This window comes from Carnobacterium sp. FSL W8-0810 (assembly GCF_038007125.1).
Lineage (GTDB): Bacteria > Bacillota > Bacilli > Lactobacillales > Carnobacteriaceae > Carnobacterium_B > Carnobacterium_B inhibens.
In genome coordinates, this window is sequence record NZ_JBBOWO010000001.1 from 2,183,474 (window position 1) to 2,201,658 (window position 18,185).

At 34.2% G+C, this 18,185-nt stretch carries 15 protein-coding genes; 1 reads left to right on the forward strand and 14 read right to left on the reverse strand.

Features of this window, described 5'->3' with window-relative positions; translation table 11 throughout:
• Positions 1-72: 72 nt before the first annotated feature.
• From mltG to NST49_RS10555, 6 genes are all read right to left on the reverse strand, one after another.
• Complete coding sequence (mltG, locus tag NST49_RS10530) at positions 73-1,224, reverse strand: endolytic transglycosylase MltG (RefSeq protein ID WP_034536454.1); 1,152 nt, start codon at positions 1,222-1,224, stop codon at positions 73-75.
• 175 nt (positions 1,225-1,399) lie between these two features.
• Complete coding sequence (locus NST49_RS10535; protein WP_023177498.1) at positions 1,400-1,714, reverse strand: DUF1292 domain-containing protein; 315 nt, start codon at positions 1,712-1,714, stop codon at positions 1,400-1,402.
• A 67-nt stretch (positions 1,715-1,781) separates the two neighbouring features.
• Positions 1,782-2,204, reverse strand: coding sequence for a Holliday junction resolvase RuvX (ruvX, locus tag NST49_RS10540; RefSeq protein ID WP_341048477.1), 423 nt, complete (start codon positions 2,202-2,204; stop codon positions 1,782-1,784).
• Positions 2,204-2,470 carry an IreB family regulatory phosphoprotein gene (locus NST49_RS10545; RefSeq protein WP_023177495.1) on the reverse strand — a complete coding sequence of 89 codons (267 nt, stop codon included), beginning with the start codon at positions 2,468-2,470 and terminating at the stop codon, positions 2,204-2,206. Before NST49_RS10545 ends, ruvX begins: the two co-directional genes overlap by 1 nt.
• A gap of 179 nt (positions 2,471-2,649) precedes the next feature.
• Positions 2,650-5,298: an alanine--tRNA ligase gene (alaS, locus tag NST49_RS10550; RefSeq protein WP_341048479.1), complete on the reverse strand. Its 2,649-nt coding sequence runs from the start codon at positions 5,296-5,298 to the stop codon at positions 2,650-2,652.
• Between the two features lie 352 nt (positions 5,299-5,650).
• Positions 5,651-6,526: a YitT family protein gene (locus NST49_RS10555; RefSeq protein WP_023177491.1), complete on the reverse strand. Its 876-nt coding sequence runs from the start codon at positions 6,524-6,526 to the stop codon at positions 5,651-5,653.
• Positions 6,527-6,698: 172 nt separating this feature from the next.
• Between NST49_RS10555 and NST49_RS10560 the strand changes: the two genes are divergently transcribed.
• Positions 6,699-7,649 (forward strand): diacylglycerol/lipid kinase family protein, encoded by a 951-nt coding sequence (locus tag NST49_RS10560; protein WP_251166121.1) that lies wholly within the window; start codon positions 6,699-6,701, stop codon positions 7,647-7,649.
• Positions 7,650-7,702: 53 nt separating this feature from the next.
• On the opposite strand, the gene recD2 is transcribed toward NST49_RS10560, so the two are convergent.
• From recD2 to NST49_RS10600, 8 genes are all read right to left on the reverse strand, one after another.
• Complete coding sequence (recD2, locus tag NST49_RS10565; protein WP_341048725.1) at positions 7,703-10,162, reverse strand: SF1B family DNA helicase RecD2; 2,460 nt, start codon at positions 10,160-10,162, stop codon at positions 7,703-7,705.
• A gap of 62 nt (positions 10,163-10,224) precedes the next feature.
• Positions 10,225-10,911, reverse strand: coding sequence for a tetratricopeptide repeat protein (locus NST49_RS10570; protein ID WP_341048484.1), 687 nt, complete (start codon positions 10,909-10,911; stop codon positions 10,225-10,227).
• 145 nt (positions 10,912-11,056) lie between these two features.
• Complete coding sequence (gene mnmA, locus NST49_RS10575; RefSeq protein WP_034536448.1) at positions 11,057-12,181, reverse strand: tRNA 2-thiouridine(34) synthase MnmA; 1,125 nt, start codon at positions 12,179-12,181, stop codon at positions 11,057-11,059.
• Positions 12,182-12,362: 181 nt separating this feature from the next.
• Positions 12,363-12,704 carry a cysteine desulfurase gene (locus tag NST49_RS10580; protein ID WP_034536447.1) on the reverse strand — a complete coding sequence of 114 codons (342 nt, stop codon included), beginning with the start codon at positions 12,702-12,704 and terminating at the stop codon, positions 12,363-12,365.
• 180 nt (positions 12,705-12,884) lie between these two features.
• Positions 12,885-14,033 (reverse strand): cysteine desulfurase family protein, encoded by a 1,149-nt coding sequence (locus tag NST49_RS10585; protein ID WP_034536446.1) that lies wholly within the window; start codon positions 14,031-14,033, stop codon positions 12,885-12,887.
• Between the two features lie 88 nt (positions 14,034-14,121).
• Positions 14,122-16,422, reverse strand: a complete 2,301-nt coding sequence (gene gshAB, locus NST49_RS10590) for a bifunctional glutamate--cysteine ligase GshA/glutathione synthetase GshB (protein WP_341048487.1) — start codon at positions 16,420-16,422, stop codon at positions 14,122-14,124.
• Positions 16,423-16,424: 2 nt separating this feature from the next.
• Entirely contained in the window at positions 16,425-16,949 is a 525-nt protein-coding gene (locus tag NST49_RS10595; protein ID WP_034536444.1) for a haloacid dehalogenase, read from the reverse strand.
• A gap of 41 nt (positions 16,950-16,990) precedes the next feature.
• Positions 16,991-18,124 carry a hypothetical protein gene (locus NST49_RS10600; RefSeq protein WP_341048490.1) on the reverse strand — a complete coding sequence of 378 codons (1,134 nt, stop codon included), beginning with the start codon at positions 18,122-18,124 and terminating at the stop codon, positions 16,991-16,993.
• Between the last annotated feature and the right edge of the window lie 61 nt (positions 18,125-18,185).

Sequence of the window (18,185 nt, forward strand, 5' to 3'; positions counted from 1 at the left end):
CCTTATGAAAAGCACTGAATCAAATGATCCAATGCTTTTCTAATTCATTTTTGCAATTCATTTAACCTATTCTTAGTCAACATATTCAGCTTTGTATTCAAGATGCTGTTGGTATGTCTCCGCATAGTAAATTTTCCCTGTACTCATATCTGCTAAAAAGTATAAATACTCTGATTCAGTAGGCTCCAGTGTAGCTTTTATTGCATCAGCACTTGGACTATCGACAGGGCCGGGACCAAATCCAGGATGAACATACAGGTTGTAAGGTGACTCTACTGCAACATCATTATTCGATACATATTCTTTATGTTCATCTAGTGCGTAAAGAACAGCTATATCTGTTTGTAAAGGCATATTAATTTCTAAGCGATTATTAAAAACTCCAGCAATTAGTTTTCGATCTTCTAATGTAAAACCTTCACGCTCAACTAATGATGCAATCGTTAAAACATCATGTACATTTCTATTTGATTCTTTAATTTTAGGATAATATTCTTGCATTACTTCATCCATTTTACTGATCATATTTTCTACTAACTCTTCCAACGACATCTCTTCTGGAAAATCATAAGTAGCAGGAAATAAGTATCCTTCTAAACGATATCTAGTATCTTCAGCTTCTAAAGCTGAGGTTAATAATTCTGGATAGTTTGTTTTCATTTTAGTTAAAAAAGCCTCATCCTTAATGACAGTTAAGAAATCTTCTTTACTGTAATCGGTAGTTGCAGCAATAGCATCAGCAATTTGATCAATTGTAATACCTTCTTTAACCAATACTTTATTCCCTTTATATTCAGCAACAGTACCACCTTCTTGAAGTTGACTAATGATTGTATCAAGAGACATCGATGGTGAAAATTCATAATTTCCTGCTTGGAATCCTGTTTCGTTATTCATACGAACGTAATAGCTAAATACGATTGCACTCTTTATGATGTTATTATTTTGTAAAATTTGGGCAATATCTTTCGAACTAGAACCCGTAGGAATTTCAATTATTTTCTCTGTTTGATCATTCTTGTCTAATGGCTCTAAGGAAGTTGTAACATATTGATACCCGATTAGTCCAAAAAGGACGACTAGTATAATAAATGCCGCTGTAATGCTAAGTACAATTCTTTTCACTAACTTTTTTTCTTTTTGTCTTTCTGTAACTTTATCAGTTGGCTGGATTTTGACTTCTTTATGATTTTGTATTTGATTGTTGTCATTTCTTTTTGACAAGAAGCGACCCTCCTAACTATGCCAAGGTTTCCCTTGATTTTCTACTCTACTACTGACACTAACTTGTATCATTATACATGATATCTTAGTTTATGAGAACAAAAAAAAGCCAACAAATTAAATTTGTTGGCAATTTCACACATTTTACTCATATTGACATTATCAAAACTAATGATTATTCTTCTTCATCGGCTAAGAATGTATTTAGTACTTCTTCAATCATTTCCCATTCTTCTTCAGTTTCGATTGGTTTTAATTCACCTTGTTCTCCTGTTTCAGTTTCGATGAAAGAGTATACTTCAAGTTCTACTTCTTCTCCTTCAGCTGCACCAGCAGGATAAACAAAGACATATGATTTACCATAGTCATCTGAATCAAAAGTAAATAAGATTTCATATAATTGTTCATTACCTTGTTCGTCTACTAAAGTAATATGTTCATGATCATGATCGTGCTCATGGTCGTGATCGTGATTGTGGTCATGTGACATTGGTCAACACTCCTTTAATTATGTGATAAGTTTCATTCTCTATTTTAGCGTACAATCCATTGAATTGCTAGTTTTGATTTTGATTCAAATAATTTTGAAGAATCATCACTGCAGCAAGTTTATCAATAACTTTCTTTCTTTTTGCTCTAGAAGTATTTCCTTCTTCAATCAGCATTCTTTCAGCTTGAACAGTCGTTAGTCGTTCGTCTTGTAAGAAAACGGGCAGTCCAAATGTATCTTCAATCAATTTTGCATAATGAATAGACGCTTCTGCTCGAGGACCGATTGAGTTATTCATATTCTTTGGCAGTCCAATAACCACTTTTGTTACTTCGTGAATTTTAATTAATTCACCAATACGATCAATTCCGTATTCTTCTTGTGCTTCATTTATTTTAACGATCTCAATTCCTTGTGCTGTCCAGCCAAAAGGGTCACTAACGGCTACACCAACAGTTTTGGAACCAACATCTAATCCCATTGTTCTCATTAAGCTTTAGGTCCACTCTCTTTCAAATAGGTCTTAACGATTTCTTCAACAATTTCGTCACGTTCATGGCGTCTAATTAAATTTCGAGCATCTTTATGACGTGGAATATAAGCAGGGTCTCCTGATAGCAAGTAGCCAACAATTTGATTAATTGGATTGTATCCCTTTTCTTCTAAAGCATCATATACTAGGCTCAAAGTTTCTTTTACACTTTTTTCACTATTGTCACCCACGTTAAAACGTACTGTTTCATCTGTTGAACTCATGGTCTACACCTCGATTTCTGTAACATCTATTCTTATTTTACAAGAAAGCACTTCAAACTACAATGATTATCAGAAAGGAACTATAGAAATTCTTTGTTTTCAAAAAAAACAAGACCAAGACTATTGCCAAGGTCCTATTTTTTTCTATATAAACATTTTTTTGAAAAGTGAATACTGTTTTATGCTTTTTCTTTGATCCATTCTGAAACTTTTTCTAAAGCCTCAGGCAAACCTGCTGGATTCTTACCACCAGCTTGTGCCATATCAGGACGACCTCCGCCACCTCCGCCAACAAGTGGAGCAATCGTTTTAATAAGATCCCCTGCTTTAAATCCTTTTTTGATCGTTTCAGCATCAATAGCTGTTAGCAAGTTAACTTTTCCATCTTTAGCAAAACCTAATGCTAAAACATTTGATACAGCTTGTTGTTTCCACTGATCTGCTAATTGACGTAATTGGTTCATATCTTTCACATCAACTTTAGCAGCAACAACAGTAATCCCATTTACTTCTTTTACATCTTTAAAAATGTCGCCTGCTTGATCATTAGCTAATTTCGCTTGCAAGGATTCATTTTCTTTTTGAATTTCTTTTAATTCATTTTGCAATTGTTGCACTTTAGTGATTACATCTTGAGTTTGTTGTGCTTTTACTAATGCAGCTACTTCATTCAACTGTTTTTGTTCGGTTTGTACTAATTTATATGCAGCTTCACTTGTTACAGCTTCAATTCTACGAACACCGGCACCTATTCCTGATTCAGAAGTAATTTTAAAGATACCAATTTCACTCGTATTGCCGACATGTACTCCACCGCATAATTCAATAGAATAGTCGCCAACATTTACAACGCGGACCTTATCCCCATATTTTTCACCGAATAATGCCATTGCACCCATTTCTTTCGCTTTTGCAATATCTGTTTCTACTGTTACAACTGGGATGGATTCCCATATTTTTTCATTTACGATTTGTTCCATCTCATCTAATTCTTTTTGAGTGATTTGACCAAAATGAGTAAAGTCAAAACGTAAATGACCAGCTGTTACTAAGGAACCAGCTTGGTTCGCATGCTCCCCTAAAATATCTTTTAATGCTTGGTGCAGTAAATGTGTTGCTGTGTGGTTTCTAGTGATTCTATTTCTTAATGCTTCATCGACAGCCAACTCATATGTTTCTCCTACAGTAAGAACTTCCATTACTTCTACTGTGTGTAACGGTTGTCCTGCTGGAGCTTTTTTAACATCTACAACTTTTGCAACTGTCTTACCTGAATCATTTTTAATAACTCCTTTATCGGCAACTTGACCACCCATTTCAGCATAAAAAGGCGTTTTATCAAAAATTAATCGAGCTTTTTGACCAGCTTCTATTGTTGATTTAATCTCATCATCTGTCGCAATAACTTCTAATCTACCCAATTCTTTTGTTTTATTGTATCCAACAAATAGACTTTCTTCTTTCAAATCATTGAATAGTTTCGTTTGCACACCCATTGATTTTTCATCGCTTCGTGCTGCACGTGCACGTTCTCTTTGAGCAGTCATTTCCTTCTCAAAACCTTCATGGTCTACTTCAAAACCTTCATCTTGAGCAAACTCTTCTGTTAATTCAACTGGGAATCCGTAAGTGTCATATAACTTAAAAATATCAGCGCCGGCGATTCTTTTTTCGTCTTTTTCTTTTAGTTCACTCATTCGTTCATTTAAGATTGTTAAACCATCATTAATGGTTTCATGGAATCGTTCTTCTTCATTTTTAATCACTTTAACAATGAATTCTTCTTGTTCCACTATTTCTGGATAATGGCTGTTCATAATAGAACCTACAATAGGAACTAGCTTAAATAAGAAAGCTTCATCAATACCCAATTTTTTCCCGTGCATAACTGCACGACGCAACAAGCGACGCAATACATACCCACGTCCTTCATTAGATGGTAATGCACCATCTCCGATAGCAAAACTTACCGCACGAACATGATCTGCAATAACTTTAAAAGAAATATCGTCTATTGAATCTTCACCATATTTTTTAACTTTGCTCAATACTTCTACTTTTTCAATGATTGGCATAAATAAATCTGTTTCAAAGTTTGTCGGTGCATCTTGCAAAATAGACACAACACGTTCTAATCCCATACCTGTATCAATATTTTTATTTGGTAATGGTTCATACGTATCATCTGGTTTATGATTGAATTCTGAAAATACTAAATTCCAAATTTCTAACCAGCGTTCATTTTCTCCACCAGGATAGTTTTCTGGGTCATCTTCAGCTAGGTCATTGAACGCTTCTCCACGGTCATAGAATATTTCTGAATCGGGACCACTTGGGCCAGCACCAATATCCCAAAAATTATCTGCTACATCTACGATATGATCATCTGTTAATCCGACTTTTTCTTTCCAGATTTTTTTAGTATCTGTATCTTCTGGATAAACTGTCACATACAATTTATCTGGATCTAAGCCTAACCATTTTTCTTCTGTTAAAAATTCCCATGCCCACTCAATAGCTTCTTCTTTGAAATAATCTCCAATTGAGAAATTTCCAAGCATTTCAAATAGCGTATGATGACGAGCCGTTTTCCCTACATTCTCAATATCATTTGTACGAATACTTTTTTGTGCATTTGTAATTCTTGGATTTTCTGGTACAACTGATCCATCAAAATATTTTTTTAAGGTAGCAACACCAGAATTGATCCATAACAGTGTTGGATCTTCAAAAGGCACTAGTGATGCACTAGGTTCTACTTTATGACCTTTTGATTCAAAAAAATCTAAAAACAATTGACGAACTTCGTTACTTGCTAATTTTTTCATTAATTTATTCTTCCCTTCAAATTTAAAAGCTTATATTTTTAAAAAAAATAAGTACAAAAAAAGTCCAACAACAACATTGCCAGACAAGGACGAAAATAATCGCGGTACCACCTTGTTTGCAATGATGTCATTCGACCGTTCATTACCTCTTAAGTCTCGATAACGTGAGAAACGATAGTATTTCTACTATTTCAATAAGGGAGCATTGATTTAATATTGTTAGTTTTCTTTCAGCCTAGGAAAACTTTTCTTTAAACAAGAGATCAAATGAATTTATCCTTAGTACGTTTAAAGTATAGGAGAAGTTGTCTAAATTGTCAATCTATTAAACGAATATTTCCTCTGGAAACTTTTAAACAATTGGCTTCTCTTTAGCAAGTGTAAAACCACGACCCCATACTTCACTTGCACTCATAGCAACCACGAAGGCATTTTCATCTACGTCTAAAATCGTGTCTTTTAAAAGAGTAAATTCTTGTTCAGCAACGACACACATCAACATTTCTTTATCTGAATTTCCATAGCCGCCTTTAATACCCAAGTTGGTCACTCCACGATTCACCGTGTCAAATATGGCTTGTTTTACTTCAGAAGGGTATTCAGAAATAATCATAACATTCTTAGAATGATTAAACCCAACTTGAACAACGTCAATCGTACGACTGATCACAAAAAGTGAAATGATAGAATACATAACAACTTCTCCATCAAAAACAAGTAATGCACCTACAATGACTAAACCATCAATCAATGCCACACTCATACCTAATGGCAATTTTAGATACTCATGTATCACTTGAGCCACAATACTAGTGCCTCCAGTTGAAGCTTTAGCTCTGAAGACTATACCTAATCCAATTCCTGTAATAATCCCTCCAAATAAAGCAGCCAACAAAGGCGTATCGGTCCATGGTTCCATAAAATCAAGCATGCCTATAAAAGCTGGCAAAATCAAACTTCCTAAAATTGTTTTGTAGCCAGCTTCTTTTCCTAAGAAAATGAAACAAATCAAAAGCAAAGGAATATTAAAAGCTAACTGGACAATAGAAGGATCCCAATTGAACACATTGCTTGTAATCGTACTTACTCCACTGATGCCGCCCGAAACAATTAAATTAGGCAACAAGAACGCGTTAAAAGAAACAGCAGCAATGAAAGAGCCTACGACTATGTACAAAATATCAATTGCACCTAATGTATATTTATTTGACATTAATTTTTTCTTCAAAACGTTCATCCTTCCTACAACATGAAACAAAATCCTTGTTTATTCTAACACTTCAAGCTACGTTATAGCAGACTTTTACTATTTTCTCATAAATTTTCTGAAAATTTAATTTTTATTTGGTTTATAATGGAAAGTGACCCAAATAATACAAATGCCATTCAAAGGAGTACTCATGTCTACAATAGAACACTATCACCTTGTTATAAACGAATGTTCAGGTTCAGGAAGAGGAAAAAAAATCAGTCAACAAGTGATCCAAACGTTAACAAATAAACGCCTCTCAATTGAATTATATAAGTCAGCTTATCCTGGGCATACCATTAAATTAGTTCATTCTTTAGCACAAAAAATAACTCAAAATCCCGCCTTGTCCCAATTAATCATTATAATCGGAGGAGATGGTACTTTACACGAAGCCTTCTTAGGTTTAGGAGAAGAATTTGCTCATCTTCCATTGGGCTATATTCCTTCGGGTTCCGGAAACGATTTTGCACGTGGCAACGGCATACCAAAAAATCCTGTAAAAGCGCTAGAGCAAATTTTAGCTGCTGATCAGCCAAAGAAAATAGATGTCCTTCAATACCTTGATCATCATCAAAATAGTACAGGCTATGCCGTAAACAATGTTGGGATCGGTTTTGATGCGGCAATTGTCAAAAAAGCTAATCACTCTCCTTCTAAACCATTTTTAAATAAAATTGGATTGAATTCACTTGTTTACCTTGCTTGTTTCATTCAAGTTTTTTTCAAACAAGCTTCTTTTCCCCTGACTATTATAATTGATGGCAAAAAGAAACAATTTGAGGATGCTTTTTTAGTTATTGTAAACAATCACCCTTATTTTGGCGGAGGTATTCCTGTTTCACCTAAAGCATCTCAAGTAGATGGTAAATTAGATTTGATTATTTTACCCAAACTTCCATTTTTGAAAATTCTTTATCTATTCAGTTTGATGATTACTGGAGAAAAACACCTCAATCATAAAGATGTTTATTACTCACAATCAAAAACACTCTCACTTAAAACAACTCGAACAATTGATTCAAATGCAGATGGCGAAGAATTGACGTATCAGTCAATCGATTTTACCCTTCACACCAGTTCTCGTTATTTTTGGCATTAAGCCGACCACCATTAAAAAAACGTTTCAGAAGTGAATTCTTCTGGAACGTTTTTTTAGTTATGCGGTACGATTCCTTCCATGCCGATCATTGGGTCGATAGCATTAGATTGGATCATTTCAATTGTTAGTTTGTAATTTTTTGGTTCTTTTTTATCTTCTATCAAAGACAACTGGGTAGAATCAACGTCATTAGTAGACGTCTTTGTTTCTATTGCCGTAGCTTCTTTAATACCAACAGGTTCTGCATTACTTTCTCTAGGTAGCAGCTCATCACCTAGTAACCGCTCTGCTAATGTTGTTAGTCTAGTAGCAGATGATTTGCTTACACTTTCTTCAAAAGCGTTCGGTTCACCACATAGAATAAGCAACTCACTACTTCTTGTAATGGCAGTGTATAGCAAGTCACGTCTTAACATCCGATGATAGTTTTGTACCATTGGTAAGATAACCATTTTGAACTCCGAACCTTGCGATTTATGAATTGAACAACAATAGGCTAACGTGATTTTTATCCATTCATTTCGTTTATAGACGACTTCATTTGCATCAAATTGAATAACGATCTCATCCACTTTGTCTTCGGTTTCTTTCGCTAAATTGATACCAGTGATTTCTCCCATGTCGCCATTAAAGACATTCATCTCTGGATAATTCACCAATTGTAAGACTTTATCTCCAATCCGATAATTTTTGTCATTAAATTTGACTTCTTTTCGTCTGCCTGAAGGATTTGGATTAAATATTTCTTGCATCATTTTATTCAAGGCATCTATTCCAGCTGGTCCTCTATACATCGGTGCTAAAACTTGAATGTCTTGAGCAGTGAACCCTTTATCCTTAGCTCTTTCCACTACTTGGCGGATGACAGGTTCAATTTGATAAGTATTGCATTGAAAAAAAGAACGATCCTTTTTATTCTTAGTAAAATCTGCAGGTAGTTTACCTTCTTTTATTGCATGAGCTAAAGAAATAATTGACGAACCATCATCTTGACGATAGATTTCGGTTAATTCTCTGCTAGGAATTTGTTTTGCATGAATAAGATCATGCAAAACCTGTCCTGGTCCCACAGAAGGCAATTGATCTTTATCCCCAACAAATATAACTTGCATATTTTGTGGTACAGCTCTTAACAATTGATTAGCTAACCACGTATCAACCATTGACATTTCATCAACGATCAACAATCCACCCTCTAGTTCACGATCAGAAAGTTCAACGCTTGGTTTTTCTTGACCATTCAACCCAAGGAGTCGATGGATCGTGCTGCTGGGCAGTCCAGTAGACTCATTCATTCTTTTAGCTGCACGCCCTGTTGGTGCAGCTAAAAGAATAGGAAAAATCTTATCGTGGTAATCTTCAATTTCTAGAGACAAACCGTTTAGTTCTGCAAATAAATTTACGATTCCATTCAATACGGTTGTTTTTCCGGTTCCTGGGCCACCAGTTAAAATGAATAAAGGCGAAATGAGAGCTTCTTCAATGGCTTCTACTTGTGATTGCCCATATTGGATTCCCAATCTTTTTTCCATTTTACGTATTTCTTTTTTGATATTATGACCAGAATATTGAATTTTTTCATTATTTTCCATCAAACGTTTGACAGAAGTGGCGATACCCCATTCTGCAGCATACAATGAATTGATATACAACTTATGATTATCTTCAATCAGTTTATTTTCTTCAATCAATTTTAGTAATTCTTTTGCTACTAGATCCGGTTCAATAATAAATGACCGGCTTTCTTCTAATACTTTTATCGTTTCTCTTAATAAAGGCTCTGCTAATGTATACGTATTGCCTTCACTAAGACACAACTCATTTAATGAAAATAAGATTCCAGCCTGAATACGTCCTGGAGAATCTGCTGCAAAACCAAGGTTCTCTGCGATCGCATCTGCTTTTTTAAATCCTACATTTTCAACATCTTCTATTAAACGATAAGGATTCTCTTGGATAACTTCTAAAGTCTCTTCTTGATACGTTTGGTAGATCGTATAAGCTAATCGACTTCCGAAGCCAAAATCATTTAAACCAATAATTATTTTCTCCATTCCATTACTTGAACGGATAGTATCAACGATTACTTCTCTCTTCTTACTATTTAATCCAGGTATTTTAGCTAAGACGGTCTCGTCTGCATTAATTTGATCAATCGCATCTTCCCCTAGAAGATCAACGATCGTTTCAGCTGTTTTTTTTCCAATCCCTGGAAATTTATCACTTGAAAGATAAGCAATCACACCTTCAGCAGAAGTTGGTTTTTCTTGTCGATAACGTTCTGCATTAAACTGCATACCGAATTTAGGATGTTCAATCAATTGACCAAAAAAGCGATAGTTTTCTTCTTCTTGGATTTGTCCAAAGTTACCTGTAATGACAATTTCTTTTTCTGTAAAAGGACTATTTGTCTCAATGACTCGTGTCAGCAATACTTTATAAAAATTTGTCGGATTCTGATAGAAAATTGCAACAACTTGCCCTACAAAATATGGTGGTTCTTTTTCAAACAAATCTAAATTCTCTTGTAAAGCCAATTTTCTCATCCATCCTTTCTATCTTAATTGGTTTTTAACTATTCGACATCTTTTTGGTTCTTTACTATACTTTCTATAGCTGTTAGCTGTTTGATCCGTTCTTCATATCTACTTGGATTCAACTCTTTTGATTTATTAAAGAATGGTTGAAAACTATTGAGATCTTCTTCTAAAACCATTCCGACTACTCCTCTTTTAAACCAAGCTTCATCATTTTTCGGAGCTTGTTCCAAGATTAACTCAAAGTACTTTTTGGCTTCTTGGAATGAGCCGACTTGCATCAATGTATTGCCTATTAATAAAATTAACGTCATATCCAATTTATCTTCTTCATACGCACTCAAAAAATAAACCAAGGCTTTCTTTGATTGATCTAAGGCTAAATAATTTTGTCCAATCATCACCATAGCGTCTTTTTTTAACGGAGTCTCTTGGAATTGGGTTACTTGTTCAAAATAGTTTAATGAAACTTGATAGTTCTCTAATTCATAATAAAGGTTTCCAAACGCATAAATGAAAATGGAATCGTTAGGATACTTTTCAATTGCCGTTTCTAGTATTGCTTTTGCATCATCATATTTATGACCTAAAATAAACATGGTTGCTAAATTATAATAACTGTCACTATTGTCAGGATTATCATTGATTTCTTCCATAAGTAATTGAATGGCTTGATTAAATTCGCCTTGTTCCCATAACTGAAAAGCTTTATGGTTTCGTTCCATACTTACTTCCTCCTTTTTGCAACTTCTATTATTTTACACCAAAATCCCATTGGATTCTACTGATTGATGCCTTTGTTTTATTTCTTTCCTATGTACAACAAAAAAGCTAGGGCAAGCCCTAGCTTTTTTGAAATCAATGATTTTTTTAAACGTATTGCAATTCTCTTGTTTCGTTGTAAGCTGCATCAATCGTACCGCCGCCTAAACATTCCATGCCGTCATAAAAAACAACTGCTTGTCCAGGAGTGATTGCGCGTACTGGTTCGTCAAATTCAACAGTAGCTGCTGTTCCATCTTCGTTCAAGTGAACCGTAACACCGGTATCAGCTTGGCGGTAACGGAATTTAGCTGTACATTTAAATGAACGAGGTTTTTCTTCATTTATTGTAAAATGAAGGTCAGAAGCTTCTAAATGAGTAGCAAGCAGCCATTCATGATTAAAACCTTGTCCTACATACAACGTATTGGTTTCTAGATCTTTCCCAATAACAAACCAAGGATCACTTGATTTGCCTCCGCCGCCAATACCTAACCCTTGACGTTGGCCGATAGTGTAATACATCAATCCATCATGTTGCCCTTTTATTTCCCCATCTACTGTCATCATTTTACCTGGTTGTGCCGGTAAATAAGTCATTAAGAATTTTTTGAAATCACGTTCTCCAATAAAGCAAACACCTGTAGAGTCTTTTTTCTTAGCAGTAGCTAATCCTGCTTCTTCAGCGATTCTACGTACTTCTGGCTTTTGCATGCCGCCAAGAGGAAATAACGTTTTAGCCAATTGTTCTTGCGATAATTGATTTAAGAAGTAAGTTTGATCTTTATTGTTATCTACGCCTCTTAACATATGAGTAACGCCATTTTCATCTCGTTCTACTTGAGCGTAATGTCCAGTAGCCACATAATCTGCGCCTAGTTCGATAGCGTAATCTAAGAAAGCTTTAAATTTGATTTCTTTATTACACATAACATCTGGGTTAGGCGTACGGCCTTTTTTATACTCTTCTAAAAAGTAGGTAAAAACTTTATCCCAATATTGTTTTTCAAAGTTAATAGAATAATATGGAATTCCAATTTGATTAGCTACTAGCGCAACATCATTATAATCTTCCGTCGCTGTACACATACCAAACTCATCTGTATCATCCCAGTTTTTCATAAAAATACCCACCACATCATAGCCTTGTTGTTTTAACAATAAAGCTGTAACGGATGAATCAACGCCTCCACTCATGCCGACTACAACACGAGTCTTGCTATTGTCTTTCATTACATCACCATCATTTCAAATAGATTCTGAAAATCTTTACGATTTGAAGGTCGCATTTTTCCAGTCTTTATCATTATACTAACTTTTAGTCAGAAATCAAGTCGCTCAACCCAAATAGGAGACGAATTCATCTTCATGAAGTACCTCTCCTATTGCTAATTAATTTAAAATTTTATCATTTTTATACTTTTTCTAATACTCCACATTCAATAAGGTCATGAAAAGTGAAATCTACTTTTTCGCGAATAGCTGCATAGGCAGCTCCATTGTAGATGTTAACTGTTCGCAATCCATTACCTGTTGTTGTCGAAATTTTTAGTTGTGCTAAATCATCAGTAACTACAATTTTTAATTTTACACTTTGTTTATTCGTTGGATCAGCATCCATCGTTCGAGTAAATTGAAAATTCCCTTTAGTCGTTTCTTCAAATCCATTATCTCTTAATGTATATTTTTTTGCATTGGGATTCACTTTAAACGATTCAGTTGATCCTTGTAAAGTTGCTTTCTTTTCAAATGCCATACCGTTCCCTCGCTTCTCTTCTTAATCGTAACCCTTTTCATTTTCTACTATAACATAGTCTCTATATCCTTATCTATAAAAAAAGAGCTAGATAGCTGAAGTAAACCTGTTAAGCAGACTCTAAAAATAGTTGGTCTACTCTAAAAGGAACCTATCTAACTCAAGCTCTTTTTTTCTATTTTATCTCTTCAACCTTAAACTAATTTTTATCAGTTGTTCAGCTAAATAAGTGATTTGTTCAGATGTAGTTCCAAGCCCAAAGCTCACACGGATCGTTTCTCCAACAATAGGACTTTTTTCTCCATACATAGCAAGTAAGACATGACTTGGGTCAATATTTCCAGCCGTACATGCTGAACCGGCTGAAACAGCTATGCCGGCTAAATCTAAACTCATTAATAACTGCTCTGAAGAAACATGCTTGATCCATAGACTCATGATATGTTCTAATTGGTTTTCTTTATTTCCATTTAGTTCAAATTCTATACCTGATTGAGTTAATTGTTCAATCAATTGAGTGCGTAACTCATGATACTGCACTTTGCGTTCTTCTCGGTTAAGCTGACTGATTTCAACTGCTTTTTGTAAACCGGAAATGGCAGGAATATTTTCTGTTCCAGCTCGGTGTTTTTTTTCTTGTTCTCCACCTAGCATAAAACTTGGTAAATGAATCGTTTCATTGACATAAAGAAAGCCAATTCCTTTAGGACCATTGATTTTATGTCCTGAAACAGAAAGTAAATCAATATGGTCTCTTTTAACATCGATATCTTCTGTTCCATAAGCTTGAACAGCATCTGTGTGAAAGTATGCTGTTGATTCATTTTCATCAATGACAGCGCCAATTTCAGCTATATCCATTACAGTTCCTACCTCGTTATTTGCATACATGATTGAGACTAAAATGGTGTCTGGTCTTAAATTTGCTCTAACCAGATTGGGATCAACTTGCCCTTTTTCATCAACCGGCAAATAAGTCACTTCAAATCCAAGTGTTTCTAAATATTCCATTGGTCTCAAAACAGCATGATGCTCTACCATTGACGTAATAATATGTTTACCCTCTTGTTGTCTTTTTAAGGCTGTTTCAATAATTGCTGTATTATCTGATTCTGTACCACCGCTAGTAATAATAATTTCATTTGGTTTAGCACCTATACTTTTAGCAAAAACAACCCGAGCATTATCTACAATGCGACGGCTGTCTCTTCCATAATTATGAATGCTTGATGCATTACCATAATGATTTTTCATTGCTTCATAAACCACTTCAATAGCTTCTGGGTGAACAGGACTAGTTGCAGCATGATCAAAATACATTTTTTCCATTCTAATGTAGTCCTCCCTTATTTGTTCAAACTAACAATTACTAAATTTTATCACTTTTTTATCTATTCAACAAGACTCTTATTTTTTGTTAATGAGTCTTACCTGTACTAGAAACATCTTCGTTTAATTCTGGAAACAGCATGTTTAGTACATCCATCGTTAACCGTCGACCTTTTCCTTTATATACATAGGCATGCATATGCATAGCCGGATTGAAATTCGCTTCTATCACTGTGTATCCATGCTGTTCATTTTCACTTGGAATAGTCGGATCTGGAATAATTAAATCTATTCCGCTAATTTTAGCTCCAATCGTTTCAGTCATATGAATCGCTGCTTTTTTATAACTTTCATCAATCTCATCGGTTACATCAATTGAGTCTCCACCAGTACTGATATTAGAATTTTCTCTTAAATAAACCCTTTTATCTTTTTCAGGTATGCTTTCAATTGTGTATCCTTGTCCTTTTAACATCAATTGTTCTATTTCTCCTAAAGCGATTTTCTCAAGTGGCGAACGGTGCTTTTCTTCACCACGTAATGGATCTTTATTTTTATCTTGGACTAATTCTTTGATCGTTTTTTGTCCATCCCCCACAACATTAGCAGGTATTCGCAATAAAATGGCCGGAACTTTACCATCTAACACAAAGAAACGGTATTCCGTTCCCGAAATATACTCTTCAACAAGTACAGCAATATCTTCCTTAAAGGCTATTTCAATTGCTTGTTCATAATCATTTTTTACAGGTGCTTGTTTAAAAATAGAAATTCCTAAACCATAATTAGTCGACTTAGGCTTAACAACAACAGACTTATTTTTATAACGCCAAAATGCTGCTTTTGCTTCATCGATTGTCGTATACTCTTCGCCTGCCGGAACATGAAAACCTGCAGAGTCTAGTATCTTTTTCGTAACGGTTTTATTCTCCATAATAAGAGGAGCAATATAAGAATCTTTTGCTGTCATATTTCCATTCTTAACAAATTCAACATGTTGTCCCATGGTTAGTTTTAAAAATTGATCTTGACTATCTAAAACTTCTACTTGGACTCCTTTTTGTAAAGCATCAAAAATTAATAACTGAGTGGACATTTCTAAATAATCAAATCCTCTTAAATTATACGGCCTTTTAGTCGCTTCATCTTTATACTGCTTAGCTAATTCTAATGCAAATTCAATATATGATCCTTTTTCTTCTATTTCCTGCACCATACGCGCAGCTATTGTTAGAGTAGGATTCTTTAATTGGTTTCTAACTTCTTGAAGACAACGAGAGGCTGCTTCAGAATCAGTAGTCAAATGAATCATGTTTTCCATTTGTTTCAAAAGCTCTAATCCTTCTTCTTGAAATTGAGAAACGGATACTGGATTTTCCATAGCTGTCAATTGGCTCATTTCTTCCCCAATTTCAATTTCTTTCATAGTAGCAGTTTCATCCATCCATATCATATACAAACAAAAAAGATGTACAAATTCCATCGTTCCTTTTGACATACCGGCTGAATCAAAAGGATCCAAGTCAAAACTTCTTAATTCAAGATACGAAATCCCTTTTGTTAACAATTCTTCAGCATCTTTGGTTCCTCTAAAACGAACAGCTGAGTAAAATTCTTTTTCTTCAGATAAGAAACCTTTTGCTACCATATTTTGTAAACTTTGAACATAATCTTCAATCGTTTCAAATGAGACAGAGACTTCTGATTGGTTAACGTATCCGTAATGACTGCTTCGAATACTTCTTACATATTTCTTTGGAAGCTCCTGACTTGTAAAAAAGGATTCATCTACTATAGGAGATGCTCCCAATAAATACGTTAATAACCATCTATAACGAAGGAAATTTTTTGCTAATTTTAGATATATCATTGATTTAAACGACGTTAGAGTTGTATATTCTGTTTGGCTTTCATATAATCGGAGAATCAATTGACTATCCAATTCAAAATTGTAATGCACTCCGCTAATCATTTGTTTCTTTTTACCATATTTGCGAGTCAATGTTTCTCTATAGAGAACATCAGCTTTATTGTCTAATTTAGCAACAGAAATATCTTTTTCATCTGGCAAAACCATGGGCATGCTTATCGGCCATATGGCTTCATCTTCAGGTAACGTTTGGAGTACAACATCATGTAGAGCCGTTAACCAATTGTAACTCTCTTGGATAGAATTTAACGGAGGAGTAATTAATTCTAATTGCGATTCACTGTAGTCTGTTTGAATGTAAGGGTGATAAGTTCTATTCCCAAATTTTTTTGAATGGTCTGTTACAGCTAGTTGACCGCTATCGTTTACTCTCAATCCTTCTTTCTCAATCCCAAAAACGGCTTGATAATAAGCTTTACTCATTTCTGTTTCTTGTATCATTTGTTTAACGGTTTTCATTTTTAACATTCCTCATTTGCCTTATTTATTTGTCGCTCTATTTCTGCATGAATCTTGGGTTCGGGAGCAAAATCATTTTCCCAATTAGCTGGTTTCATTACTTTTCCATCTGTTTTTCTATATCGTGGTTTGCCATCTGGAAAAAGCTTTCCCATATTTGCTTGATGAACAATTGAAAAAATAGGATCAGGATCGATCCCCATCAGTACAAAAGAACCATAGTTAAAATAATTCGCATCCGTTAATGCATCTACTTGTCCAATTAATCGGCTTTGAACTTCTTTTTGTTCATTTTTTATTTTGACTATTGATTCTTCCGCAGCATTTTTCCATTCTAAAATTACTTCATCAAATTGCGTTATATCGCCTTTTACACTGGCATATAAAAATTCTATTACTTCTTCTGTTGTAAAATTTGCTCGTTTAATCGCCTCTTCTGGAGTTAAAGCTTGTGGTTTACTTTTCCCGGGCTTATCAAAAACTTCATGAAATTCTTGAACTTGTTCAAAAGGTGATAACTTAATCATTTTTTAGCTTTCCTCCTATCAAAAATCATCTCACTTCTTTTTTAGACGAAGTCATTAAATTGAGTACCTGGTTCTTCACTAACCAAATATTTTCTTAATGCTGCATTCTCAGATTCCAATATTCTACGATGAATTTCAGATTCTTTCAAATCAGCTTGCATGATTTTTAAAAACTCAATATTATCTTGTGATTGACGCTTCGTTCGTTCAATTTCTATCTTTTCTTCAGTCAATTTTTTTATATCTTTTTCCAAGTCTTCTATTGTTTCGGTCAGCATTTTATTTTTTTCAATTAAAGAAGCGTTTTGAAATCCGATTTCTTTAATTTCTTGTTCATTTTTTCCATCTACTAAGTTGATATAAACCAATAGAAAAGCTAAACATGCAATAATAAAAGGTATTATTGGCGTAGAATACCTAAACATTGAAATCAAGACACTCATGACTACGGTACACCCAAAAATAATAAGGCCTATACGATAAGATTTTATTTTGCGTTTGGTATTTAAGGCTTTTAAATAATCGATTTTATTCTGCAAGGTTGCTTTTTCTGCTTGTTCTTGTTCAATTTTTTTTCGATTTTTATAAAACAGCTCTTTTTCTTTTCTTTCAATGGAATCTTGTACTTGTTTCTGATACTGTTCAAACCATTCTTTTTCTTTTACAAGTTTCTCTAATTCTCTGTCTATTTCTATTTGATAAGTCACTTTTTTCACTGAGAGTTCCTCTTCTATTTGATTCAATTTCTTGTTTGCTGAAGTAATTAGTTCATCTGCATTATTTTCAGCTAGTTGCGTAATTTTTTCAGCTTTTTGTTTTTCTTCATTCAATTGATCAATAGCTTGTTTTTTTTCTACTAAAATTTCTTCTTTGACTGTTACAATTTCTCTTTGAACCTCCTGATACATTTTCTCTGATTCATGAAATGTAAATGTCAAAAGATCCTGCGCTTCTTGTTTGGCTTGTTGAAGAAGTTCTTCTTCTATTTTCTTGACTTCATTTGATTTCATTTCGTTTGCCACTTCCTGATTCAAATCTAAAATTTGTTGTTGTCTTTTTTTATTTTTTGCTAAAGAATGCAACACCAACTTTGATTTATTTTTTAAAGCACTACGATGGTTCTTTTTCATTTGTATACAATTTTTTAAAACTTCAGTCACTTTTCTTTCACTCATTAAAAAAGTTCCTTTCTTCTATCTTTACTATTCTATTTGATGAATAGAATCAACTCAAAAA

Excerpts from the sequence above, each read along its gene's own strand:
- NST49_RS10600 (WP_341048490.1), bottom strand. The coding sequence starts at position 18,124 with ATGAGTGAAAGAAAAGTGACTGAAGTTTTAAAAAATTGTATACAAATG.
- NST49_RS10545 (WP_023177495.1), bottom strand. The coding sequence starts at position 2,470 with ATGAGTTCAACAGATGAAACAGTACGTTTTAACGTGGGTGACAATAGT.
- NST49_RS10595 (WP_034536444.1), bottom strand. The coding sequence starts at position 16,949 with ATGATTAAGTTATCACCTTTTGAACAAGTTCAAGAATTTCATGAAGTT.
- NST49_RS10585 (WP_034536446.1), bottom strand. The coding sequence starts at position 14,033 with ATGGAAAAAATGTATTTTGATCATGCTGCAACTAGTCCTGTTCACCCA.
- ruvX (WP_341048477.1), bottom strand. The coding sequence starts at position 2,204 with ATGAGAACAATGGGATTAGATGTTGGTTCCAAAACTGTTGGTGTAGCC.
- NST49_RS10580 (WP_034536447.1), bottom strand. The coding sequence starts at position 12,704 with ATGGCATTTGAAAAGAAAGCAACTTTACAAGGATCAACTGAATCGTTT.
- alaS (WP_341048479.1), bottom strand. The coding sequence starts at position 5,298 with ATGAAAAAATTAGCAAGTAACGAAGTTCGTCAATTGTTTTTAGATTTT.
- gshAB (WP_341048487.1), bottom strand. The coding sequence starts at position 16,422 with ATGAAAACCGTTAAACAAATGATACAAGAAACAGAAATGAGTAAAGCT.
- NST49_RS10535 (WP_023177498.1), bottom strand. The coding sequence starts at position 1,714 with ATGTCACATGACCACAATCACGATCACGACCATGAGCACGATCATGAT.
- NST49_RS10570 (WP_341048484.1), bottom strand. The coding sequence starts at position 10,911 with ATGGAACGAAACCATAAAGCTTTTCAGTTATGGGAACAAGGCGAATTT.
- mnmA (WP_034536448.1), bottom strand. The coding sequence starts at position 12,181 with ATGAAAGACAATAGCAAGACTCGTGTTGTAGTCGGCATGAGTGGAGGC.
- NST49_RS10560 (WP_251166121.1), top strand. The coding sequence starts at position 6,699 with ATGTCTACAATAGAACACTATCACCTTGTTATAAACGAATGTTCAGGT.